This window comes from Chryseobacterium sp. R2ACT005 (assembly GCF_049949215.1).
Taxonomy (GTDB): domain Bacteria; phylum Bacteroidota; class Bacteroidia; order Flavobacteriales; family Weeksellaceae; genus Chryseobacterium.
The window spans coordinates 997288-1023758 of record NZ_CP188192.1; the positions used below are offsets into that span (position 1 = coordinate 997288).

Annotated in this window: 17 protein-coding genes; 10 read left to right on the forward strand and 7 right to left on the reverse strand. The window is 34.9% G+C overall.

From position 1 onward, the window contains the following. Window positions 1-16: 16 nt before the first annotated feature. Together ACPF63_RS04630 and ACPF63_RS04635 are read left to right on the forward strand one after the other, a co-directional pair. Window positions 17-388, forward strand: coding sequence for a hypothetical protein (locus ACPF63_RS04630; RefSeq protein ID WP_426482149.1), 372 nt, complete (start codon window positions 17-19; stop codon window positions 386-388). Window positions 389-1489: 1101 nt separating this feature from the next. After that, window positions 1490-2491 carry a terpene synthase family protein gene (locus ACPF63_RS04635; RefSeq protein WP_426482150.1) on the forward strand — a complete coding sequence of 334 codons (1002 nt, stop codon included), beginning with the start codon at window positions 1490-1492 and terminating at the stop codon, window positions 2489-2491. Between the two features lie 482 nt (window positions 2492-2973). Here ACPF63_RS04635 and ACPF63_RS04640 read toward each other — a convergent pair whose 3' ends face one another. Beyond that, window positions 2974-4722 carry a tetratricopeptide repeat protein gene (locus ACPF63_RS04640; protein ID WP_426482151.1) on the reverse strand — a complete coding sequence of 583 codons (1749 nt, stop codon included), beginning with the start codon at window positions 4720-4722 and terminating at the stop codon, window positions 2974-2976. A gap of 253 nt (window positions 4723-4975) precedes the next feature. On the opposite strand from ACPF63_RS04640, the gene ACPF63_RS04645 reads away from it, so the two are divergent. The 6 genes from ACPF63_RS04645 (at window position 4976) to ACPF63_RS04670 (ending at window position 14562) form a co-directional block, all read left to right on the forward strand. Next, complete coding sequence (locus tag ACPF63_RS04645; protein WP_426482152.1) at window positions 4976-5254, forward strand: hypothetical protein; 279 nt, start codon at window positions 4976-4978, stop codon at window positions 5252-5254. 50 nt (window positions 5255-5304) lie between these two features. Then, window positions 5305-7677: a TonB-dependent receptor domain-containing protein gene (locus ACPF63_RS04650; RefSeq protein WP_426482153.1), complete on the forward strand. Its 2373-nt coding sequence runs from the start codon at window positions 5305-5307 to the stop codon at window positions 7675-7677. 77 nt (window positions 7678-7754) lie between these two features. Continuing rightward, entirely contained in the window at window positions 7755-7925 is a 171-nt protein-coding gene (locus ACPF63_RS04655) for a class I lanthipeptide (protein WP_426482154.1), read from the forward strand. A 130-nt stretch (window positions 7926-8055) separates the two neighbouring features. Then, window positions 8056-11139, forward strand: a complete 3084-nt coding sequence (locus tag ACPF63_RS04660; protein WP_426482155.1) for a lantibiotic dehydratase — start codon at window positions 8056-8058, stop codon at window positions 11137-11139. Next, window positions 11114-12355, forward strand: coding sequence for a lanthionine synthetase LanC family protein (locus tag ACPF63_RS04665; protein WP_426482156.1), 1242 nt, complete (start codon window positions 11114-11116; stop codon window positions 12353-12355). Before ACPF63_RS04660 ends, ACPF63_RS04665 begins: the two co-directional genes overlap by 26 nt. 5 nt (window positions 12356-12360) lie before the next feature. Then, complete coding sequence (locus tag ACPF63_RS04670) at window positions 12361-14562, forward strand: peptidase domain-containing ABC transporter (RefSeq protein WP_426482157.1); 2202 nt, start codon at window positions 12361-12363, stop codon at window positions 14560-14562. 638 nt (window positions 14563-15200) lie between these two features. Here the strand turns inward: ACPF63_RS04670 and ACPF63_RS04675 are convergent. From ACPF63_RS04675 to ACPF63_RS04700, 6 genes are all read right to left on the reverse strand, one after another. Then, on the reverse strand, window positions 15201-15680 hold the full coding sequence (locus ACPF63_RS04675; RefSeq protein WP_426482158.1) for an SDR family NAD(P)-dependent oxidoreductase: 480 nt from the start codon (window positions 15678-15680) through the stop codon (window positions 15201-15203). 379 nt (window positions 15681-16059) lie between these two features. Beyond that, complete coding sequence (locus ACPF63_RS04680) at window positions 16060-19119, reverse strand: efflux RND transporter permease subunit (RefSeq protein WP_426482159.1); 3060 nt, start codon at window positions 19117-19119, stop codon at window positions 16060-16062. 11 nt (window positions 19120-19130) lie between these two features. Further along, window positions 19131-20177 carry an efflux RND transporter periplasmic adaptor subunit gene (locus tag ACPF63_RS04685; protein WP_426482160.1) on the reverse strand — a complete coding sequence of 349 codons (1047 nt, stop codon included), beginning with the start codon at window positions 20175-20177 and terminating at the stop codon, window positions 19131-19133. A 4-nt stretch (window positions 20178-20181) separates the two neighbouring features. Continuing rightward, entirely contained in the window at window positions 20182-21552 is a 1371-nt protein-coding gene (locus tag ACPF63_RS04690) for a TolC family protein (protein ID WP_426482161.1), read from the reverse strand. Window positions 21553-21595: 43 nt separating this feature from the next. Then, complete coding sequence (locus ACPF63_RS04695) at window positions 21596-22204, reverse strand: TetR/AcrR family transcriptional regulator (protein ID WP_426482162.1); 609 nt, start codon at window positions 22202-22204, stop codon at window positions 21596-21598. Between the two features lie 43 nt (window positions 22205-22247). Next, window positions 22248-23012, reverse strand: a complete 765-nt coding sequence (locus ACPF63_RS04700; protein WP_426482163.1) for an SDR family NAD(P)-dependent oxidoreductase — start codon at window positions 23010-23012, stop codon at window positions 22248-22250. A gap of 535 nt (window positions 23013-23547) precedes the next feature. Between ACPF63_RS04700 and ACPF63_RS04705 the strand changes: the two genes are divergently transcribed. After that, window positions 23548-24462, forward strand: a complete 915-nt coding sequence (locus ACPF63_RS04705) for an NAD(P)/FAD-dependent oxidoreductase (protein WP_426482164.1) — start codon at window positions 23548-23550, stop codon at window positions 24460-24462. Window positions 24463-25543: 1081 nt separating this feature from the next. Beyond that, a complete protein-coding gene (locus tag ACPF63_RS04710; protein WP_426482165.1) occupies window positions 25544-26437 on the forward strand; it encodes a helix-turn-helix domain-containing protein in 894 nt (297 codons plus the stop codon). Window positions 26438-26471 lie beyond the last annotated feature (34 nt).

Below are 26471 nucleotides of genomic sequence, written 5' to 3' on the forward strand. Positions count from 1 at the left end.
TATTGCTTTCAACGAATTGATAGCAGTTTCCTGTGCCTGCCTGGCGGCCAGGGTATGCTTAGAACTTGCAATCGAAAAGTGTGCTGAAGAAGCGAAAGACGAGGAGACAGAAAACTGGCTAAAATACGGTAGAAAAGTTGAATCTGGAATTGATGTCCAAATTATTGGTGGACTAACCGACTTGGACTTCTCGAGTCTCTTAGATAACAAAGAGGAAAGTGATGATGCTCTGACAAGTAACGAAGATAAAGAATTAAACAAATATGAAGTGGCGATAATAAAAGGTCGTATTGAACATACCGAGAATCCTTCCAAAATTAATAGTATTATCTGTGTCAAATATAGTTGTGTTCAAATTCGAATCAAGTCAAATTTAAATTATTATTGATCTTAGATTGTAATTTAGTAATGGCTTTTTTCATCCTTGCTTTACTTTTAGTTTGATTTACATTTTGTACGTCAGTTTGTTTATGATTTTGCCACAAAAATTATGTGTTTTTATAAATTTTGGCAATAACAAAAAACAAAAAAAATTCTGCAAATCATTATTTTAGAGGATTTAATATTTTTTTATGCTTTTTGAGAACTTTAGTTTTTATTGGTTTAGGATTGTGTAGAAATCAACACCTACAAATCTAGTCTGGGGTTTCAACTCTGAACAGACAATAATGAAACTAATTTTCTATATAGGGTGATCATTGAACGAAACGATGAGAGCTCAGAGATATAAGTATTGCTGCCATTGAAAATGACACAGCTTCTACTGCCCTTTACAGAAGGATGCACTTTATTCAAAAACAGGAGATGAAAAATGGTGATAAAATCTGATAAAAATAGAAATTTCAAACTTACGCTAAAATAAAAGATTTCATTCCTTTTAATCTCCCATAAATACAGTGATATTGCAATATTTATATACTAAATATCAATTTTTCATGAGATTAATTAGGTTGTGTTAAATAAATTTTTAATTTAGTAGTACAAAACTAACATAAAACTTTAACCCTCAAGTTGCTACTTATTACAATTTATGAAAATTTTGTTCTTTTCAGGAAATGAAAAGTGATACCATTTTAATTCCAACAACCATCGTCATGCATAATAGAAATAATTGTTATTCTATTGAAGAGCCAGCTGACAAAATCAATCACAATATTGTAAAAGTGATCTAGAACGAACAGCAGATTCCTCTCGAAGAGGCTTGTCTTGAAGATTTACAACTTCATAATGAAGACCTTAAGGAGTTTATACACTTGCAATCCTCTCTTCCTGATTTTGGTATTTGGCAGGAAGGTATGGTTAATTGGATATATTATATGAGTATGGTGCTAAGGGGTTGGAAAAATATTTCCACCAAACTTTATCGTTATAATAGTACCGAATTTCCCAACGTTTCAGAATTAAAAGAAATGTTGGGGCAGAATCAACTTTGATAACCAATGGAATACGGTTTTTAATAATAGAATAACTAAAAATAAAACTAATTAAAATGGAATCTGAAGTTAAACATTTCGAACAACCTTATGCATTAATTTTTGAATATCCATGGCCAGATTTGGTAAATCCTCATTTTGATCAAATGAAGGAAGATTTAGAAAGCTGGTTGGATACTGACTTTACCTTTTTATCTGCAAAAACGCGTGAAAATTATAAACGCATGGGCCTACACGGAGCCACCGCCAGGATGCTTGCTATAGCTCCAACTTATGAGCATGCAAGTGCCTGTAATCGCTTCATGATCTGGATTACCACTTTCGATGATTATTGTGGATTATGTACTGTTGATGAGGTAGATGATATACATAAAAGAATAATTGGTATCCTCAAAGGTAATCAGCCACTGCCTGATGCGCATCCTCATGATAAAATAATGGCACAGATCAGGGATGAATATCTTGCAGTTACATCTCCCGAATGGCTGGAGACATTCACCTTTTTTATGGATCGTTATATAAAATACGGAATGCGTGCTGAAGCCCCTTATAAGACAACAGGAACATTTCCTCCGCGGAACTATTATATGATATTCCGGGAATATAGCATTGCCATGTATGCCTATGAACCCTGGGCTGAACTTGGGCTTGGATTTGTTTTGCCTAAAGAGATTTCTGAACATCCTGTAATCCAGCGAATTCAGGCATTAACATGTAGAATAATGAGCTGGCAAAATGATTTGTATTCCTTGAAAAAAGAAATTGCTAGAAAAGGAGAAGTGATTAATTTGGTACTTATTATACAGCATGAAGAAAATATCTCATTGGAGGAGGCGACACAAAAATTAGTATCCATTCATAATGAAGATGTAGCTGAATTTGTTGCTCTGCATGAAAACCTGCCAGATTTTGGTGAGTGGAACGACAAAGTATATCAATATGTACTTTATCAGGGAATGATGATTCAAGGATTGAATACATGGTATATAAAGGATACTTTGCGTTATCATTCCAGTGATCAATATGCTGAAAAGGAATACACTCGGCAGAACAAATAGTCTTAAGGAAGTACTATTCGTATAATGGAGTTCCTATCTTTGTTAGGACAGAATTCTTATACTCTTTAACTTTAAGAGTATGAAAAAAAGTCAGAATAACTTAATTTAAACCCCATATATCTATGGGGTTTGAAAAACACTTTTGTCCAGGCCGCCACATGAATTATTTGAACACAGGTTAAAACATAACCTGACACAAGACGGGCCTCCAACAATTATTTTTAATTCTACTTTTTGTAAGCTTTTTTTATTTTTCTTATTTAATACTATTTATGTTTATGAATGGTGGAATTTCCCAACCCTAAGTGAATCAATGAATTTGACCTGGATACATTTTTACGCCCTTTAATATACCTTAGAAGTTAGGAATCCAAAAAGATAAACTAAGAGCCCTCATCAATGCTTAACTTCTGATTGAGAGTTGACATTTTTTAAAATCTCAAATTATAGTTTAAAGTAAATATTAAAGACTTTTTTATGGCTTACTTTTCTTTTTGAGTATGTTCTTCCAGTTCTTCTTTTCGCTTCTTGATAAATACAGTGGGTCTAATACCATTAATTTCTGTAAAAATTTCCGTGAAAGATTGCCTTGATGGCATACCACAATCACTAGCTAAGCCCTCAATGGTGTAATCCAAGAATTTTCTGTTGTGATACAATTCGTGGGTAATATAATTTATTCTAAGTGTATTCAGGTAAGTATTGAAATTACTACCCTTATATTCATTAATCACTTGTGAAAGATAAGTGGTGTTTGTGTTAAATTTTTTAGAAAGGTCAAGTTGTGTTAATCCCTTTTTTGTAAATTCTTTCCCTTGCTCAAATATTTCCAACTTTTGCAATAGATCTTCGATTACACTTTCAGGTGTTGCTAATTTACCTTCTTTTCTTCTGGTCCTATTAGCAATATTCTTACTGTCTGGTTCGAGGTTCTGTTCATCTTTTACCAATCTCTGTTCCAGCTCCAAGTACTTTTTTTGCACTTCTTTTTGCTTCTTATTTCTTTTGAAAAGTATAATGAGGAGTATGGTTATAACGAGGACTGCTCCCACAATAAGGATAAGTGCATGAGAATTTTGGCTTTCCAGATCACTTTGCTTTTTAAGTAATGATTTTGTGTCATATTCCCTATGAATTTTGGGTGCTAGATATTTAAAGTCCTTTCCCAAAATATTATCAGCTTTCAGAAGTTGCTTGGTAAAAAGAAGCTCGTTATCGGAATCTCCTATTTTATCATAGTAATCGATTAGAATTTCATAATTCTCACGGACCTCAGGAAGTATAAAGTTATGTTTTTGGAAAATTGAATCTACTTTATTGAAATAAGTAATTGCTTTTTGAGTATCGTTTGCTTTCAAAAATGATTTTCCCAAATAAAAAAAACATACAGAAGCCCAAGAAAAATCATCTATCTTCTTTAATTCAGGTAAAGCCTCCGATAGATTCTTAACAGCCCAATCATAATTCCCTTTTCTAAATTCTGAAACCCCCTTGCACTTTAAGAAATACGCTTTTTCTAATTGAAATTCTTTAGATGCCGGTAACAGAGTTAGGGCATGGGTTACTATTGAGTCGCTCTTTCCAAACTCATTCATATTCCTATAGCATACTGCCAGTTGGTGCAGACTATTAAAATAACCCTTTTGATTATTGAATATAATGTTTGGATGGGAATTACCTCTGCTTAGTGGTTCAAAATATGCTATACATTTATCAAATAAACTTTGGGCTTCATCGTAATAGCCCAGGTAGCTCTTTACTACTCCTAAATGATAAACGATGCTATTTTTCAAATACTCGTCCTTAGTATTTAAAGAGTAGTTGTATGCCTTGAGATATTCGTCTAAAGCAGGTTGAAACTTTTTGAAAAAAAAGTAGTAAACAATACCCCGGCTTAAATAGGACCGGCTTATCAATTCAGGATCTCCTGATTTCATGGCATAATAGACGCAGCTGTCAGCATATAAAAGCTTTGTGTTGCTATTTTTAGAATAGTAAATCAGATCTTTATACCCCTGAAAAATATGCTGATGTTTTCCGTCTGATTTTGCGCGGCTGATATAGTTATGCACCAAAGGAACTGCCTGCTCATTATTTTCTTCAAAACTTTCATATAAATTTCTTAAATCATTTAAGTTTCCTCCATTTACTTTAGTCGGATTTTGACTGTAAACGCAAATGCTTACCGATAAAAAATATAATATGATTGTTAGTTTTTTTAATAAATGCATAAATAAGGCATAAAAGGTACATTCAAATTTAATCAAAAAACACAAAATAGCGTATGGAATATTTTGTCCGTAATATATTAATCAAAACTCTTGTAATCAGGCATTTAGATATGGTGTGATTTGTAAATTATACCATTGAAATTTATAAATCTAATCAGATTCAAGCCGACATGAGTGTTTTAAATCAATAAATTCGATGCAAGCTTATTAATAATCCCGGTACCTGGATAAACACATTAAATGTAAACAAACCATGAAAAAGTTTATCCCCGTTTTAGTGATACCTATTTTAGCACTGCTCAATTCCTGTAGTAATGACGATGATTATATATTTATAAACAATAATAATCAAAAAGAAACTGAGAATGCTCTGTTAAAGAACAAAAATTTGGGCAATATTAACCAATTCGATTTCAAAACTATCGCTAAAGACTCAATTTTTAAAGAAAACACACAACAAGATGCAGCACCAGAACAAAATGAAGGAGATCCACCTGTAAAAAATGGGGATCATTGGATCTATGGTAATTAGTTGTCCACAACTGTGTGGAGATTTTATTAAAATAAGAAGTAATCGTATTCATGAAGTATTTTAAAACATTACCGCTGTCCTTTGCGATAATATTTCTTAGCACCGAAACGGTGTTGGCTCAGCAGTATGTAGTTAGGGGACAAGTAATCAATAAAGAAAAGAAGCCTATAGAATTGATTCAAGTTAACTTAGTAAAGAACGATACAGTGTTGCTGGCAGGTATTATGACTGATGATTTGGGGCGTTTCTCTTTTAAAGCTGAGAAAGGAAATTACCGATTAATTTTAGAACGTCTTGGATCAGAATATTATAATCAGAATTTTGACCTTATTAAAAATCAAGACTTAGGAGAAATTGAAATTAATGAATCCATATTGTTGGAAGGAGTAACCATAACAGCTCAAAAAAAACTTATTGAAAGAAAAGTTGATCGTTTGATTTATAATGTAAGTAATTCAATAGCATCTCAGGGTATGAACGGCCTGGATGCCATTAAAACTACCCCTCTTGTCAAAGTTCAGGATGAAACGATATCACTAATCGGCAAAAGCGGGGTATCGGTAATGGTAAATGACAGGATAATCAATCTGTCCGGAGCTGAGCTTTCAAATTATCTGAGATCATTAAGATCAGAAGATATTTCCAAGATTGAAGTGATTACAGCACCTCCGTCAAAATACGATGCATCGGGGAATAGCGGATTACTGAACATCATTATGAAAAAAAATCCGAATTTAGGATGGAGTGGTTCTATTAATACTACATATCAAAGAAATCATTATAATGGAATCAGATTGGGGGGAACTATAAATTATCAATCAAAAACTTTAAGTTCTTCATTGCGTCTCCGTCAGCATGAGGTAAGTTATCTAATGGATGGATCAGTGGATCTGTTAGGGAATGGCCAAGGAATATACACAACAGAAACCAGAAAAGACAAAACCCGTGGAATTGGAATTAATTACAGCCTTGATATTAAAATAAATAACAAATCTAATGCAGGATTAATATACGATTTCGGAAGAAGTAAATATAATATTGATGCAGATGGACAAAGTGCCTATCTATCCGGTTCTGTTCAGGATTCAGTGTTTATCACACCGTCTAAACAACGGTGGAACACGCCGTCTCATACATTGAATCTGTATTATGACCTTAAAATTGATAGTTTAGGAAAGAAACTAAGTCTCGGGGCAAATTATTTAAGTAATGTTTCCGACCGCAGCAATAACTTTCAGACTATAAACAGCCTTACCAGCACCTTTTCATCTGCTCAGAATAACAGCAATATGAATTATAAAATATATTCGTTGCAAGCGGATTTAACATTGCCCTATAAATGGGCCACAGTGGAAGTTGGGACAAAGTATACTCTTTTGAAGAACAATTCATACGTTGCCTATTATGATATAATAGATGAAAAAATGGTATTCAATCCGGCAAACAGTAATATATTCGATTATAAAGAACACAATTCGGCAGCTTACATAAGTGTTAATAAAGATTTTAACAAATATTGGTCAGCAAAGGCAGGATTACGATATGAATATACTTCGCTGGAAGGAAAAACTCCTGATAGTGGAAATGAAACAGTCACAAATAAGTATGGCAAATTATTCCCAACTGTATATGTAAGCTATAAACCAAATGAGAAAAATTTTATTTCAGTAAATTATTCAAGAAGAATCAGCAGACCTGGTTTTCAATCTCTGAACCCTTTCAGGTGGTATAAAAATGAATATATGTATTTTACAGGTAATCCATTCTTGCTGCCCACTTTTAATGATAATTTTGAATTGAATTACGCTCTGGATAACAAACTGAATATAGGATTATACCACCAATATAGCAAGGATAACACTACCAGTGTAGCAGAGCTTGAAAACGGAATATTTGCAAATCAAGTCAAGAATGGATTTAATAAGAGAACCACGGGAATCACTATCGGTTATTATAATACATTTTTTAAAAGATGGGAAATTTCATTAAGTACTGATGGATCATATTCTAAAACGCTACCCACGATTCGGGATTTAGAAGCTTTAGATGTTTATTCTCTATACTATTCCATCTATAACACAATTGCATTAAATAAGGCTAAATCTTACAGTTTGCTCGTTAACTTTTGGCATCAATTACCGTTTGTATATGCAAACAATTATTTGAAGGATCAGATGAATTTTTCGTTTGGCTTTAAGGCCTCCCTTTTTGAGAAGCGGTTAAATCTTAGTGCTGTAGTTAATGATGTTTTCAGAACATTAAAGAATGATGGTTACACCTATAATAATGCACTTCGATACCAATTCTTTAATTACAATGATCACCGGAATGTCACAATAAGTCTGACATATAGCATCGGAAGCAGTAAAGTCAAAGGGACAGATAAACGCGTCCGTTTTGATGATAAAAATAGAATCAATTAGATAAAGATATTACGCGCGTATTGGGAGTAACTCGAAAATCCCTAACAGAGTAGAGACTAATTTTTAAATTAAAAGTCATGAAAAAAAGATTCAGTAACCTAGAATTAAACAAGAAGTCAATTGCTAAATTGAATGATCAACAGCTAACAGCCTTAAAAGGCGGTAATGCTCCTGCACAGGAACCAGAAATCAAATGTCAAGACAAAGGTTCAACCATTGTTTGTACAGGTACGACGGTAGTTGAATAAGTTAGGCTATTTCTACTTTTTGTAAAAGCAGCCTTCCCAACAACAAGTCCGGGAAGGCTGTTATCTTAAAGGATTGTCTGCACTTTTCACTAAAATTCTAAGCAGAATAAACAACCATAATTTAGGCAACATGTTTCATCCACTTGATTATTTCCTTCTTAGAGTTCCTAGACTCTCTATAGAAAACTTCAAAACTCTGACGAACGCCATACGAAGAGAAGATAAAGAACAAATTAAGGATATCTTTAGCAGTGCCTTCTTTTTAAATTCCATTTATCTTTCCTCTAAAAATTTCTATTATGAAACATTAAACTGGATTAAATCAGATCAGGATTTTGGTTTGAACGATAAAATCGTTTTAACATTATACAAATATTACTCGAGAATGTGTACAAGAGCCACTCCTTATGGCACTTTTTCTGCTTTTTCTTTGGGAACTGTACTGCCATCTAAAGATAGAGTTGTACAGATTTTGTTTGATGATAAATGGGAGCCTCATGTACGTATTGATTTACATTTTTTAGATCAACTCCTTAAAAATATACTTGATAAAGATAAAGAGGCAAATTTAACATACATTCCAACAAATACTCTTTATTACTGTAGTGATGTAATAAGATATATAGAATCTGATAACCATAAAAATTATAGTGTCAGCGAGCTTGAGAATAGTGAAATTTTAGAACATATTCTTGAATTTTCGGCTCAAGGATCAACTTACATTGAACTAGTGGAAGAGATTTATCATGAATCAGAAGGATTTGAGAAAGAAGAAATTAGAAATTACTTAAACCGTTTGATCGATTCTCAGATTCTGATTCCAATACAGCCACCTTTTATAACTAGTTTAAAAGACCCATTAGAGGATTCAATACAATTTTTACTCTCCAAAAGAATCCCGGCAGACTGTTTAATTAGCGTTGAAGAAGTTCAAATGAGGCTGAAGAAAGAAATAAGTACTGCACCATTACAAGAGCTATCTGAACATTTTGGATTACTATATAATAAAAGTCTTCAGCAATTCCAAATTGATTTAGAAGCAAAAACTTGTACTAACCAGATATCTACCAAAGCAGTCAAAACACTTTGTTTAAGGGCTAATGAGATTTCACATTTATACAGAAATATGGATAATCCTCGTTTAAAAGCTTTCGTCAGAAAATTTGAAGAAAAATATGAACGTCAGGAAGTTCCACTTGCCCAGGCACTTGATGCTCAATATGGAATTGGGTATGGAAATTATGTTTCAGGAAATATTGAGGGAACAGAGTTGTTAAATGGTATTCTTTTTCCTCATAAAGGTAAACAGAACTCTTCGGAGGTATCGGCTATCATACAGCTCATTCTTGCAAAATATGGCTCATGTTTTACTGAAATGAAACCCATTCAATTGACAGAAACCGATCTCAACTCAATTCATAGCGAAGATTCTTATCCACTTGCGGACAATTATTTTTTGTTTGGCGATTTACTTTCGGTATCAGAGGTAGAATTGAATCAGGGTAATTTTAAGTTTTTAAATAAATCCTCATTACCAACCCCATATCCGGAAAAAATTTTATCCCGTTACGCATTCCATGATGAAGCTTTAAAGGAAAAACTTAAAAACTGTATCACTGATAAGGATTCAAACGGAGCATTATATGTAGAAATTAATCATGTGCCATACCCACGATTGGGCAATGTTTTATTGCGACCGAATAATTATCAATACGAGTTTGCCTATTGTAGTATTTCTGAACCTAACGAATTGAAAAAGACTATTACTATTGATGATTTACTGATAAGTGTTCGCAATAAACATATTACCCTTCGATCTAAAAAATATCAAAAAACTGTTTTTCTGAAAAATTCGGCAGCTTACAATCATGATACAAGTCAATTACCATTAATTCAATTTTTGGGAGATTTAGAGAAATATAATCTATATACAGGTGTAAGCTGGGATTGGCAAGGCCTTAAAGGGCTTTCGTATTTACCAAGAGTTGAGTATAAAGAAATTATTCTTTCACCAGCACGATGGAAAATAGAACAAGACCCTAAAATTACGCTTCATGGGCTAAAAGAACTCCTTAAAACTTTAAAGATTCCTAAATTTTGTTCGATTCAGGAACTTGACAATGTCTTATGTTTAGATACTGATACGGATTTGTGCCTAGAAATACTTTGCAGGGAAATAAGAAAAGATAAGGTTGTTTTATTTGAATCTTTTCTTGAAATGTACAATAATTTTAAATCTGGGCAACAATATGTAACCGAATATATTATCCCTATAAAAAATTCAGCTCAAGCTAAGGAAGATGGTCAGGGATTACAACAAGAGTTAGAACGTTCTAAATCTAATCGTTTTTTTTCTCCTGGGGCTGAATGGACTTTTTATAAAATATACTGTCCATATGAATTTTCGGATAATATTATTACTGTGATAGGTTCTCTGTTAGTAAAGCATTTCGCCAACATTAAACGAGAGTTCAGATGGTATTTTATTCGATATCAAGATCCCGATCATCATATTAGGATGCGGGTAAATGTACCAATAATGCAAGAAATACTGGAAATGATTAATAACCTATTAGATGGTTTTGGCAAAGGTAATGGTATTGTAAGATTACAGATTGACACATATAGCCGTGAAATAGAAAGATATAAGATCGTTGGTATTGAAAATGCAGAACGCATATTTTATTATGATAGTGTAAGTGCCTTAAAAGTTTTGGAATTAATTTCATCTACAGACAATGAACAGAACAGGATAATTGCAGCAATGATTTCAATAGACACCCTATTTTCAAATTTTCATATAAAATTACATGATCGCTGGGCAATAATGGAAATTCTTTTCCAAAAATTCCGGCAGGAATTTATCGATAAAAAAAATCCAGATTCCACAAAAAAATTCAAAATCTCACTGGATGCAAAATTTAGAACATATCGGTCAGTTTTAGAAAAAATATTGCGGAAAGATGATGTGTTAACCCATAGAGATCTCCGGAATATATTCGATGAGCGAACTGGCCAATTGGAACAAGTACTAGGTCCACTGCTACTAGAAGTTGAAAATACAAAATTACTATGGGATACCATTCAGGATCTTATTCATTTGTCTATGAACAGGCTGTTCTATACTAAAAACAGAATGCATGAGCTTGTAATTTATTATATGATGTTTAAAGGTTATAAATCAATTTATGAACGAAGCAAAGCAAATCACTGAAATCGACGAAATATTGTCTCACATCAGTATCGATATACAAAATAATCTAAATCTGTTTAAAGATGGTACAGTGGAAAGTGGCTATCTGGGGCTGGCTGTATTTAACTTTTTCTTGCATGAGACATATCGTGACATAAAATTTTTAGAGCAGGGAGAGCTAATGATTGAACATGCAATTATTAGTATCTCTGAGCAATCTAAAAATGAGTTTTTTATCCCTAAGTACAGAGGTGACACTTTGTTAAATCTTATTTCCAGCTTTGGGAAAGGGTTATTGTTTATTGATAAAAACTTAAGATATGATTATGATTTTTCAAGCTATTACAATCAAATCAATGAAACGCTTAAAGAGATTGTAGAACCTGCATTAAAAAGTAAAGATTTTGATTTGTTTTCCGGAGCATTAGCGGCGGGTCACTATTTTCTCAATCATCATGTTCATTTTAAAAGTACAGTAGGATTACAAATAGTACATGATATCGTTTTTAATTTAACTCAATGTGCAATTTACCATCAGGATGATCAGGTATATTGGAAAGCACCAGCTTATGGTGACAAAGTGTATCTGGGGATATCTCACGGTTCGGCAATGATTATCAATTTTTTGACAAAGCTATTTCAACATAACATTTTAACGAGGGATAACCATAATGAATTAAATTTACTAAGAAATGCTGTCAATTTTGTTTGGGCACAAAAGAGAAGTTTTGATAAAGGCTTTTTCCCTAACTTTTATCCTGACATTGATGTTCCTAATACTCCGACCCAGTTATCAATGTGTTATGGTGACCTGGGGGTTTTATATTCTTTATATAACGCCTCACAAGTCATTCATGACGAAGAACTCAAAAATGAAGTGGAGAGCATGCTATTGAAAACAGCGGCCAGATCTTACGATTCCAATTATACACTTGATGGAGGTGTGATTTTTGGGTGTTCAGGAGTTTATTTTATATTAGACCGTTTATACAGAAACACTGGAAAGAAATATTATTTTGATTATTCAAAGTACTGGATAGAGCAAATTTTATTATGCAAAGATCCTCATCAAAATACATTGTCAAAATTCAAATTTGCTTTAGAAAAGTACGAGGATTTCAATACTGCTGCCAAATTTTCGTTCGGCTGGGGGCTAGCTGGTATCGGATGTACTTTACTTTCTTCCTTTAATAAAAAATTGCCGGCATTAGACGAATTATTAATAATAGGAATATGAAAAATATGAAGTTCATCGCACAGCACAACCAAATGGATTGTGGGCCGGCTTGCCTTGCCATGATCTCAAATTTTTATGGGAAAGCCATCAGTATGCAATATTTAAGAGAAAAGAGTTATTTAACCAAGGATGGAGTATCTCTGCTCGGGATAAAACAGGCTGCTGAAGATATTGAATTCGATACTTATGCAGCTAATTTGGCCATCAGTGATATGGAAAATAGTTTACTTCCCTGCATTCTTCATTGGAATCAAAATCACTTTGTGGTCTTGTACCGGATTAAGGAGAGTTTTATCAGAAAAAAAAAGATATACAAAGTTGCAGATCCTGCTCACGGATTCTTAAAATTATCTGAGGATAAGTTGAAAAAATCATGGGCTTCAGGAAATGATACTGGAATTGCTCTTTTTTTGGATCCGAGTGAAAAGTTTCAGGATCAGGAATTTGACCGGGAACCGCCAACCACTTTTAAAAGTGTTTTAAAATATCTATTGCCTTTTAAAAAAGAATTAGTTCTGTTATTTTTCTTCTTATTGCTTGGAACTTTAGTCACTCTGGTTTTACCGTTTCTTACACAACAATTAATTGATTCTGGTGTGGTGAAAAAAGATCTGCATGTTATTGTGTATTTGTTTTTTGCACAGTTAGCATTATATAGCGGAAATATTGTTTTCGAAATTTTCAGAAATTGGATTATGGTAACTGTTGGTACAAAAATAAATATTCAGATAATATCGGATTTTCTTACAAAGCTTTTTAAGCTACCCATAAAGTTCTTTGATACCAAAATGGCTGGAGATTATACACAGCGTATTTCGGACCATGAACGAATTGAACAGTTTCTCACTTCCCAGAGTATTTATGCCTTTTTTTCTGTAATTACCTTCTCCGTCTTCTTTGGTGTCCTTTGGTATTATGATTATCGAATATTATTGGTTTATTTTATACTGACTGTTCTATCTATTTCATGGTCGATGTATTGGATGAATAAGAGAAAGATTATAGATTATGTCAGGTTCCATCAAAGAAGCGAAAGTCAACAATCCATTTTAGAAATAATAAATGGAATCACAGAAATGAAGCTCAATAATTTTGAAGAACGAAAAAGAAAAGAATGGGAAGACATTCAACAAAAGCTCTATCATACAAATATCCGAACTATGAAAATCAATCAGCTGCAGTTATCAGGATTTGATTTTATTAACCAGATTAAAAATTTAGTTGTTACTTTTTTAGCAGCTTATCTTGTTGTATCAGATAGGATGACATTGGGAGCCTTACTTAGCGTATCTTATATAATTGGACAGATGAATAGCCCTATCAACCAATTAATTGCGTTTTTTCGTTCCTTTCAGGACGCTAAATTAAGTTTATCACGTTTAAATGAAGTGCAAAACCATGTAGAGGAAGAGCAGGAGGGGTTAATACCCTTGCCTGATAATAAAGGAGTGGATGACAATCAGACATTCAGGGAAATTGTTCTTAACAATGTATCATATCAATATGAAGGACCACAATCTCCATATGTTCTTAAGGATATTAATCTTAAAATTCCTGCAGGGAAAGTAACAGCCATAGTGGGAGCAAGTGGCAGCGGTAAAACCACATTAATGAAGCTTTTGTTAAGATTTTATAATCCCATACAGGGAAATATTACTTTCAATGGAAGTGATATTGTTACACTATCACCCAAAAGTATCAGGGAAAATTGTGGAGTGGTTATGCAAGATGGATATATTTTTTCTGATACTATTGAGCGTAACATAGCTGGGGCAAGTGAAGATATTGATAAGGAAAGAATTTACCATGCTGTACGAGTCGCCAATATCGATGATTACATTCAAAGTCTGCCACTGGGATATAATACAAAAATAGGTGCTGCGGGCAATGGTGTTTCCGGTGGTCAGAAACAAAGAATCTTAATTGCCAGGGCAGTCTATAAAAATCCTTATTACATGTTATTTGATGAAGCTACTTCAGCACTGGATGCAGAGAATGAAAAAATAATTCACGACAATTTACAAGTGTTTTTCAAAGGGAAAACAGTAGTCATTATTGCTCATAGACTCTCCACTGTAAAAAATGCTGATCAAATAATAGTACTTAAAAATGGTGAAGTTGTAGAGCAGGGAAATCATGATCAGTTAGTCACCTTAAGAAAGGAATATTTTAATCTTGTGAAAAATCAGCTTGAATTGGGAAATTAATTAAATCTTTTTATTTAAAAATCAATAGTATTTTAGCATTAAAATATTCAAATAAAATTGAATACAATAAGTGTAAGATTTCTCAAGCTACGAATTTGTAAACAGGCAAGGGGGAGAGGCAGAGCGCCTTTAGATGGAAGCACTTTAAAAGGCAAGAATAAATTGTATTGGTATGATTTCCCTGTCGGGATAAATTATGATACTTTTAGAATGATGGACAAGGTCACGTAATTCAAGTGGGACATACACCTTATTTGCCAAATTATCTTTATCCGCGATAGCTGAGAAAGACTTTCTTCTATCTATATTACACATCAGAATCTTTAGTTTCACAATAATTTGATATGTGCATTGTGGATATTTTTGGTATTGAAAGCAATCATCTTTTCATTATAACAATAGGAAAAAAACCGTTGTTAGTTCGATCCGATAATGAAGATCTAATAATAATCGAACAGTGTTTCCAAAATCTTTTGGAAACACTGTTTTAATAATAATATTATAACTGTAAAAATTCGACCAGTTTTAGAAATTCGGTAAAGGAGAAAAAATTTCCAACACTTTTCTTTCACCGGAATACAACTAATCATTAGTGATCATCATGCGATCATTAAAAACTTGTTGTAAAATTACAAGGATTATCTGCGAATAGTAACCCCTCCGTCAACTGACAGGTATGAACCTGAAATATAAGAAGCTTCGTCTGAAGCCAGAAACACAATAGCATTTGCTATTTCTTCAGCTTCTCCGATTCGTTTCAGCGGAACCGCTGCTGCTATAGCATTCTTAATATCTTCTGGTGTCTGTTGATTCATTGGTGTATCGGTTAAACCGGGAGCTACGGTATTTACCCGGATTTTTCTGTCTGCCAATTCTGTTGCTGCTGTGCGTGCAATTGCGTCAACTGCGCTCTTTGTTGCAGCGTATGCTCCCATTTGTGCATATCCACTAACCGAAACTCCGGACGAAATAAGAATGACAGAGGCTCCTTCTGCTAAATGTGGAATTAGTTTTTGTAAAGTAAAAAATAAGCCCTTTACATTGATATTGAATAAATCATCAAACACTTCTTCTGTTGTTTCTTCTATTAGATATTGTTTTGCAATTCCTGCGTTCAAAACAAGTACATCTATTTTCTCTCCTTTTTCTGCAACTTCATTTTCCGATACAAAACTTAGAGCTCATATTAAACCATTGTTTATTAGTTTGTTATGATTTTCGAGGGACAAATGGGTCACACGATAAATTTAACCGTAATAAACTGTTTCAAAGATAGTTATATCTTAACATCAAACCAAATCAAATACTAATTTCAAAAAAATCTATCAGAAAAATTTTTGAAATGGTTATCAAATGCTACTTGCTAGTTCCAAATTAGGAATGATAAATATTTTTGAAGTTTACTTTATGGTTTCCCTATGGTTAAAAGAAATGGCTACCGCTCTGGGTAGCCATTTCTTTTGTTTTAACCTTGATCTAGTCCATATATATTTGGTATCAAGCCTTAGCCTCTGATTCCAATTGTGGAGGGATTAGTTTGTACATTACCGGAGTAACGATCCTGGAGAGGATAGTAGAGCTAATCAACCCACCAATTAGAACAATTGCTAGCGGCGCAATAAGTGGGTTAGGATTCAGTGCAATCGGGAGTAGTCCACAGATTGCGGTGATCGAAGTGAGAACTACCGGTAGAAAACGGGTTTCACCAGCCATATTTACTGCTTCATCGATACTATGTCCTTCTAGGCGCAGCTGATTGGTGAAATCCACCAACAAGAGTGAATTTTTCACCTGAATTCCAGAAAGTCCAATAAAACCGATAATGGATACCAGTGACATGGGATTACCTGTTATCAAAAGGAAAACTACTCCTCCAAGGATTCCGAGCGGTATAATCGATAACACGATAATGATTCCTTTGAACGTTTTGAACTGTAGCAGGAGTACGCCAACAAATAGGAAGCCGCTCAGTAAGATCACAGAAAGGAAATTTCCACCTAATGCATCACCTTCTGATTCTGCTTCTCCGGATAATTTATAATAATAGCCCGGAGGTAATTTCATTCTATTGAGCTGGGGAACAATATCTTTTAGAATGTCATTGGCATATACTCCGTCCTTGGTCAATGAGGTAACTTTAGCAAATCTCGATTTGTTAAAGTGATTGATCGCCGTAGGAGAGGTTTCAAAACCAATAGTGGCAATCTGGTCAATCTGGACAGGAGTTCCTTGAAGATTGTTGACATAAAGTCCTTTTAGTGCATCAAGGTTGGAGAATTTCTCGCGAGGGAGCGTGATCACAACATTACGTGAATCGCCTCTGTCATCAATGTAATCACCCACATTAAGCCCTGCCACTGCCATACGGATCACCTTATCAACATCACTGGTCAGCACACCCAAAGTCCTTGCTTTTTCTTTGTTAATGGTTACTTTTACGTCGGATTTATAGGCATTGAGCTCATTGTTTACAAAGAATGTTCCTGGATGTTTCCGTAAAATTTCCTCGGCTTTAAAAGAAAGTGCTCTCAGGGTATCCTGATTTTCCCCGAATAACCGCACGACAATGTTTGCTTCAATAGGAGTTCCCTGTTCAAAATCCTTTACCTCAATTCTGGCTAATGGAAAATCAGCAAACTTTTTCCGTAATGTTCTAATCAGTCTCTGTTTGGACTTAGGGCTGGCTTCTTCTTCCATCTGAACGAATATCTGCGCGAAATCCGGCTTGATATCCTGCTGATGTACATTGTAATAGATCTGCGGATTACCTTTCCCGACATTGGAAGTAAAATAGACAATTTCTTTGTGCTGCTTTAATTCTTTTTCTACAAGTTTCGCCACGCGGTCGCTTTCAGGAATATCAGCCTGTAAAGGTAATTTGATGTTGATCAGGAACATCGGTTTTTCAGATGTCGGAAATAGCTTGAACCCTGCCAATGGAAAGAGCAGAAAGGCAAGCACACTCAAAATTATAGAAATTCCCACGGTGACCTTCGGCCAAGAAAGTGCTAAAGGCATTATTCTGCGATAAGAGAAACTTAAAAACTGCTGCAATTTTTGCAGGAAAAAGTTGCCGCCACCATGGGTATGCGTTTTCAACATGCGGCTACCCAAAAACGGAACTAAGGTAAGTGCTACGAGCATCGAGGCTAGAACACTTGTAATGACCGCAATGGGTAAGCTTCGGATAAACTCACCTGCAATATCAGGAAGAAAGGCAAGGGGCAGGAATGCAATCACAAGCGTAGCCGTACACCCAACCACAGCGACGCCAATCTGCTTGGTTCCTTTTAAGATGGCATCTGTTTTTGAATGACCTTCCCTAAGCCATCGTTCTATATTTTCCACGACAACGATACTATCATCCACTAATAATCCTAAAGCCACAACAAGTCCTACGATACTGAGCTGATTAAGCGAGTAGCCCATCAGGTTCATAGCGATCAATCCCAGGGCCAGTGATAATGGAATGGAGATCATAACGATCAATGAAGCACGGAACCCAAGTGGGAGTAGGGTAATAACGACCAATAGGATCGCAAGACCAAAATCAAATCCCAGATGTCCCAATCGTTTGGATACCATGTCTGCCTGATCAAAATTTTTGACCATTTTGATGTTTTCTGGAAGGTCTTTGCTGAATGCGTCCAGTACAGGCATATATTCTTCCTTTACCTTACTGATATTAACATTGTCCTTCATCGCTGCTGTCACCAAGATACAGCGATGTCCATTGAGACGGGTAATGTGATTTACTGTTCCATCTTTATAGCTTACCTCAGCCACGTCCCTTAGATAAACGATTTTGCCATTGGCGTTGTAAATAACCGTACTGGCAACATCATCCACGTTTTTGAATTTACCGCTTGTTTTTACATTGAATACCTTGCTGTCCAGATTGATGCTTCCACCCGGAATGTCTGCAGCTTCACTCTGGAGACTTCCAATAACCAGACTCAGTGGTATTTTTAATTGTGCAAGCTTATCCAGCTGCATGTCAATCCGGATTTCCTGTTCAGGGATCCCCGTATATTTAACCTCTTTTAGATCGGTTATCTTTTCCAGTCTTGTTTTCAGTATGTCTGCATTATCACGTAGGACCTTAGCCGACGCTGTGCCTGAAACGAGGGCAACCTGAATAATCTTAACATCGGAAGAGGCGACCTTTTCGGTCTTGACAAGATAGATATCCTTAGGAAGCTCACTGTTCTTCAGGGCATTGATCTCTGTGGAGATTTCCTGGTATTTATTGTCAACATCAACACCGTACTTAAATTTTGGCTGGATGACAGCGACTCCGTCTTCAACCGAAGTCAGGATCTTTTCAATATTCTCGAGTCCGTATATCTTATTTTCAATGGGTTTTACCACCTGTTCCTCCATATCTTTCGGACTGGTACCCGGGTATATCGCAGTAATGATATACTGCGGAGAATGTGTTGTCGGATCTTCCGATCGTGGCATAGTGAACAGTGTCAACAGTCCAACAACTGCGAAAAGAACGAATATGATCAGCGTAAACTGATAATTCTTTACAGCGAAATTTGTTATTTTCATCGGATGTAGGATTACTTGATTATTTTAATGATGGACTGTTCGTTGAGATAGGCGCTGTTTGAAACGACAATGTTATTAGCACCATCAAGTTTCCCTGTTAGATAAACTTTATCATTGTCAAATTTTTCAATATTGACGGGTAATTTTTTAACTTTATTGTTGCCAATAGCCGTAAATACATAGGCTTTTTTTCCATCTGCTTCGACCAGTGAACTGTAGGGGATAACAATGGATGTTTGTTTTTGCTCGGTGGCAATTTCTGCCTTACCGAACATACCAACAGCAGGTACAATACCTTGCAGGTTTAGTTTTAATTCGACCTGAAAGGAACCGATTTGTTGGTCAGCAGACTGTAGCTTTCTTAAAACACTTGCCTGGAAAACTTGATCAGGATAGCCATCCAGTTTAACTTTTGCAAGTTGTCCTATTTTTACTTCTGCCCATTCAAGGTCCGTTACACCAACTTTTAATAGATAGCTTGCATTTTGTTTTACGGAGTTGGTCAAAAGCACTGGCATGCCACCACCAACAACTTCGCCTTCACTGGCAATCTTTTTGGCTACAAAACCATCTGAAGAAGCATAAATCTTTGCATAACGTTCATTAAATGCAACAGCCTCCTTTGCCTTTCTTGCGACTTCAAGAGCTGTTTTTGTATTTTGTAATTGCTCAAGGGTAAAGACGCTATCTCTATAAAGATTTGTTGCCCGCGTATAATCACGTTGTGCCTTTTCTACGCCTAATCCGGATTGGGCAACGCCAGCTGCGATCTCTGTTGTATTCAGTGTTGCCAACAATTGACCTTTTCTGAAAAACTGTCCTTCATTTACCAGAATACTGCTAATAACACCACCTATCTTGAAGGAGTAATTGGTCTCGTCTTCTGTACTTATCAGACCCGTCACCAGTATGGAACCGGATGTATTTAATGAGGAGATAGGGGATACTTTTACTGATATAATATCAGGTTCACCAATTGGACTTTTATCTTTTGGTTTCTCATTGCAGGATATAAGAAATAAGCCTGAAATAAGAAGTACGAATTGAATCTTTTTCATTTTTTTATTTTTGAATGTTAAAACTAGCTGCGGCACGTTCAATGGCCGAATAGGAAATCCATGTATCAAAAAGGGCAATATTTGCCTGGAGCTGGGAGTCTACCCATTGATTTTGGGCATCCAGCAATTCGATATAAATGGCCATACCTTCTTTATACATCAGTGATACATCTTTGTAATAGGTCTGACTTGTTGTCAATTGGCTCTGCGCAGCCTGGTATTGTGCAATGGCGCTCAGCATATTGGCCTGACGGACTCTGAGTTCGGTCAATAGCTGCTGCTCAACATATCCAGTCTGGGACTCAATAGCGTGCTGTTCTGCAACGGCCTGTTTTATACGATTGGTATTTTTACCCGATGCAAAGAGATCCCATTGTAAGGAGACTCCCAATAGATAATAACGGCTCTGCTTATTGAATTTCCAGTCAAAAGCCTGCGAACCCAGATCCATGCTGGCGCCAATTTTTGGGATGAGGTATGATTTTGCCAGTCCAGTCAGGTCTTCATTGATCCGTTTTGCAATTTTAAGTTTGGAGAGTTCTTCACGAGAAGAAACATTGTCCATAAGGGAAAGATCCTGCTCAGGCAAAGTCGTGATTTCCTCCACCGCAATACTGTCCGATAAAGGCCGGTTCAGTAGAAAATTAAAATAGAACTGTGCGGACTCTTTTGTTTTTTGAGCCGTGACTATCGAAGCGTCTATTTTAGAAACTTCATTTTTACTGCGGATCACTGCTGTGCGGTTGATCTTGCCATTATCAAAAAGCTTTTTATTTACGCGTTCACCTTCTAATACTAGCTTTCGGTAGGAGAGGTAGATCTTTTCAGCATTGACAGCCTTCAGGTAATTATAGTATGAAGTTTTGATCTCTTTCACCAGCTCACGTTTATAGAGCTGGACTTCCGTTTTTTGAAGGTCGATCTGCTTGGATTTAATCTTTTTGTTATAGCTGATTTCCGCATTTAAGATCGGCTGGGTAATTCGGAATTTTGCATCGTAAAAATTATCCGGATTAAGCTGTTCATTGCGGTTTTGAAGCTGGGGAAAAGCGTTTGTTCCCGTAAGCTGATTTAGGGTAGAATAGACATTATTCAGCATATCACCAACTGGAATATCTATAGTGCGCCCACCATCTGCTTTAGTATAGGTAGTTGAGAAGCTGACATTGGGCATAAACAGGCTTTTAGCCTCGGCAAGAGCATATATACTCTTTTCAAGCATGAAATTCTGCTGATGAATGCTGTGGTTTGACTCAAGACCTTCTGAAATGTAGAGGTCGAGCTTGCTTTGTGCACTGGTCTTTTGCCCAGTGATAAGCGATATAGCCAATAAAACTGGCCATAAAAATTTTCGGTTATAAAATTTATTAATCATTGTAATATTTTTAAACAGTGTTCAATAATGAGTTAAAAAAGGTTTAGCCCTTTTCAAGTAAAGAAACAAAACATTCGTAGCCGTTTTCCATAAGCTCATCGTTTGTTCTGTTAATAAAACTTGTTGTACGGTCTTTGCAAAACAAGGCACATATTCCATGCATTGCAGAGAGCACCATGAATGTAAAATAATCTGTATCCATTCCTTTGAACCTACCTTGTTGCTGGCATTCGCCAATCATCGAACACATATGGTTTATGGCTTCCTGTGCTATTTTGAACCTGTTTTCGCTGGGCTCTTTTACGTCTTCCTCAACCATAAACATTAGGTTGTAGTAATCCTTGTTTTCCAGCGCGAATTGAATAAACACACGTCCCGATGCCTTCAGGCGTTCAAATGGATCTGCCACGCTATTCAGTACTTTTAACTGGTTTAGAAGCAACGTGAATCCTTCTTTTTGAAGCTCTTGAAAAATTTCGGTTTTATCCTTAAAATGAAAATAAAGACTACCAGGGCTATAATTGATCTCACTTGCAATATTACGCATACTGGTTTTTTCATATCCCTTTTCAAGGAATATTTTTCTAGCCCCATTTAAGATGCGCTGGTGCATTTCCTGCTTTTCTTCTTGTTTTCTTTCTGCTATACTCATGTATGATCAATATGAATCGTTAAAAATTATTGTTTGGATCCTTCTATGAGTGAGGAATTCCGGGACTTATTTTACCCATAATATTAACTGCGGCTTTCCTGCTGAGTAATCTGAAACCAAAGAGCATCATTCTGTTTTTAAATCCCTGAACAATTCTTGGTTTGCTTCGATTATTTAGTGCATTTATTAGTTCCTCAGCTACTTGTGCTACCGAAGAGACAACAAATTTAGGAAATGCACTGGTTTCCTTTCCAGCATTGTGGTGGAAATCCGAGTCTGCAGCACCTGGATTGAAGCCTGCCACAAATATACCCTTATTTTTAAATTCGAACCAGAGCGATTCCGAAAAGTTGGCTACAAAACTTTTTGTTGCGGCATATACAGCGCCGCCAGGCAATGAAGAATGGGCAAGGAGTGAACCTATATTGATCAGTGCATCACCAGATCTTGCTTTCTTCAAATAGGCATACGAAAGTGTTACTAAAGCTTCCATATTCAGTGTCATTGTACTTAACTGGTTTTCCAGTGGTATTTCGACAAATTTACCATAAGTTCCGGTACCTGCATTATTGATCAGGACATTGTACCGATTATCTGTTATATAGTTACTGAGTTCTAATATATCCGCTGTTTTTGTCAGATCTAAAGAAAGGACTTGATGGCGGTCTTTACCTAAAGATTCTTGTAGAGATAAAAGTTTCTCTTCATTACGTGCTACCAAGGTTAGGCTATAACCTTGAGCCGCCAGTTTTTTGACTACTTCAAGACCAATGCCACCACTAGCTCCTGTAATTAATACTTTTTTCATTTGATAAATTTTAAATTGAATTTCTGGGTGTAAAGATATTGAACAGTGTTCAATAATCAAAACTTTTTCAAATTAATTATTAATAGAGGAGAACTTTCAAAGGCAATATACAGTCCTTAATATGTTATTATATAGCTTTATTTAGTATTAATTGTCATTTTTTCTTTAATTTCATTCATAACTTATTTTGAAAATAGAAATTTTTATGTACATTTGAACAGTGTTTAATTTTTGTAGGGAGGTATGACAAATATTCCATTTTGTAATCATCTAATAATGCGTATATGGAAACAAGCCGGTCAGAAAATATTAAGCGTATTAAATTTTGCCAAAAAGGCAACTTGACAATAGAACTTAATTCTTCAGGTAGTGCCCTCACTGGGAAATTGGAAACTACAAACACTCTGATCACAACATCGAGTGTGCCAAATGGATCAAAAAAAATATCAAGAAGAGAATTAATTAAACTAGGGGGACTTGCATTAGTAACTTTGGTCTTACTTTACCAATAACATCATTTTTAAATTTTAATGAAATGACAGACAACAAAAATTTTGACGTAATCGTAATCGGTGGAAGTTACGCAGGACTTTCTGCTGCAATGGCTTTGGGACGTTCGTTAAGAAATGTTTTAATTATCGATAGTGGTTTACCCTGTAATCGTCAGACACCTCATTCTCATAACTTCATTACACAAGATGGAGAAGAACCAAGTGCTATTGCACAGAAAGCAAAAGAACAGGTGTTGAAATACGACACGATAAAATTCGTACATGAACTTGCCATAAATGGAAAGAAAATAGAGAACGGTTTTGAGGTTACAACGCAATCAGGAAAAGTTTTCTCCGCCAGAAAATTGATTTTTGCAACAGGATTAAAGGATGAAATGTTAAACATAAAAGGGTATTCCGAATGCTGGGGGATTACGGTACTTCATTGTCCTTATTGTCACGGATATGAAGTAAAGAATCAAAAAACTGGAATTTTGGCTAATGGATATGGTGCATTTCACCTGTCTCGACTTATTCATAACTGGACAAAAGATTTAACGATATTCACTAATGGAAAATCGGAACTGACGCTGGAGCAAACCAATGAAATTAAAAGACACAATATTTCAATAGTGGAGAAGGAGATTACCTCATTGAAACATAAGGACGGGGTACTTGACGAAATAGTTTTTTCAGACAATTCAACTTTTCAGTTAGAGGCTATCTATTCAAGGCCACCATTTGAACAGCACTGTAAAATTCCCGAATTATTGGGCTGTGAATTGACAGAACAGGGACTTATCAAAGTTGATGCATTTCAGAAAACAACAATAGATAATATATTTGCTTGTGGAGACAATACGAATCCTTTACGTTCAGTATCATATGCTGTATCAACGGGCAATAATACAGGTGTATTTTTAAATAATGTCCTTGTTGAGGAGGATTTTTTAAAATAACAATAATAACTGCCTAGAATGTAAAAATGGTGGTATGTGTTAGCACAATGCAAAATCAGCACAGAATAAAAAATTTATCTGCAAGTTACTCTGGAATAGTCTTATACAGAAAATGTTGGAAGAAAAATTACAGTAACTAGATCAACGAAAATTACCGCATTGGAATATGCAACCAGAAATATCAGGGTAAGCTCAATGCACCCAGGAGAACAGAAATTGCTGATCCCAAAAATCTTGATCCTACTCTTATGAGAAGGTTTGCAGATCCAAGAGAAATCGGCTATCACGTTCCTTTCCTTACCACTGATGAAGCTTCTTTCATCAATTTTGCTGGTTATGGGTGAAGATGCACCAGGTTTCCATCAAGGGTAATAGAATTAAACAGATCTCAGTTTGCAAAAAATCCGAAAAGTGAAAGCTAAATTATAGAAGTTTTTTTAGTAGTGTTTTATTAGGAAAATACTACTATTTTTTATGGATTTGGTGTGAGATAGCGTAGTATTAATTCTATTATTTCCACTTTTCTAAAGTCTCATTAGCCTCATATAAATTGATAACTTTTTTCTGGGTTGCTATAATAGCTGCTTGGTGTGCTATGGTTTCCTTTTGTTGTTCAATTTCTTGCGTTAGCAAGCTCATTTTACTATTTAATAAATCTTTATTTTGGGATTATGATCAATTAATATTAGCTCATCCATCAGAAGATGAATGATAATACAATATAGCAATGAAGTGTTTACTGCTGAAGTTGAAAAATAACTAGTAGACGTATAAGTAGAAAATTAAAATGCGATAATAATGCCTTAAAACAATTTTTTCAAAACTCTACGAGAATTTAATAATAAGATAATCTCAAAAATAATACCTAATTAATCTCAAAAAATGTGTTATAAAAGAGTGCATGAATTTTGTTTCATAAAAAATCAACAATTCCATGGACGATAAAGCACTATGAGTTTGAACTTTCAATGAACAAGTATGGTTTCAATATAGTTCATCTTTGTGATAATTAATATATACCATAATTGCATAAAGTGTAATAAATTTTTATTTTAGTATAACAAATATAAATAGTACCAAATTGGCTAGAATTCCAGAGTTTAAACCGGATAATTTCAAAAAAATAATCAATGTCGTTCGACTAGATACCAAAAGTATTTTCAGCGATTTTTTGATTGAACCTCTTACTTCTTTAAATGAAACTGCAGTTTTGCCTTCTGTTCCTCATCGTAAAACGGTGAACGATTTTGTTTTCATAACAAAAGGTGAGTTGTCAAAAATGGTTTGCTCGGATGTATTCGTATTAAAATCTGGAATGTTAATGCTTTTGCCTGCTTATAAAATACGGACTATCTTAAAAAAAGCAGGGAATATTGAAGGCTATTACGGACATTTTTCAAATCATTTCATTAATGATCTTTCATCCCAAAAAAAATTAAAAGAAATATCTAATTATATTGAACTCATTTATAATCCTGTTTTCAGTTTTGATAAGGAAACAACCAATAGAATTCAATATGTTTTACAGCAACTTCTTTTGCTGTATGAAAAAGATACTGGCAATAGTTTATTGAAATCCTATTTAAATACTCTTCTGAATGAAATTGCCAATTTTATCCAAACACTTCCTTTGCCTGTATTTTCTCCTAAGGAAGCATTAATACAGCGATTTAGGAGATTAATTACCGATAATATACAAAAGACACACAAACTACAGGTATATGCAGAGATGCTCAATATTACAACTAATCATCTTAATAAATGTGCAAAATCAGTAACAGGGAAAACGTCGTCAGCTATTATAAACGAAGCACTTACGATGGAAGCTAAGGCGCTTTTATCATTATCCAATCATACGATTTCTGAGGCAGCTTTTGTCTTGGGATTTGAAGATGTTTCTTATTTTTCACGGTTTTTCAAAAAACATTCCGGTCTTCAACCTAGTGAATATCGGAAAATGATTGATTTGTCCTAGTCTTTGATTTTTTTGTTCTACAATTATGATTCGA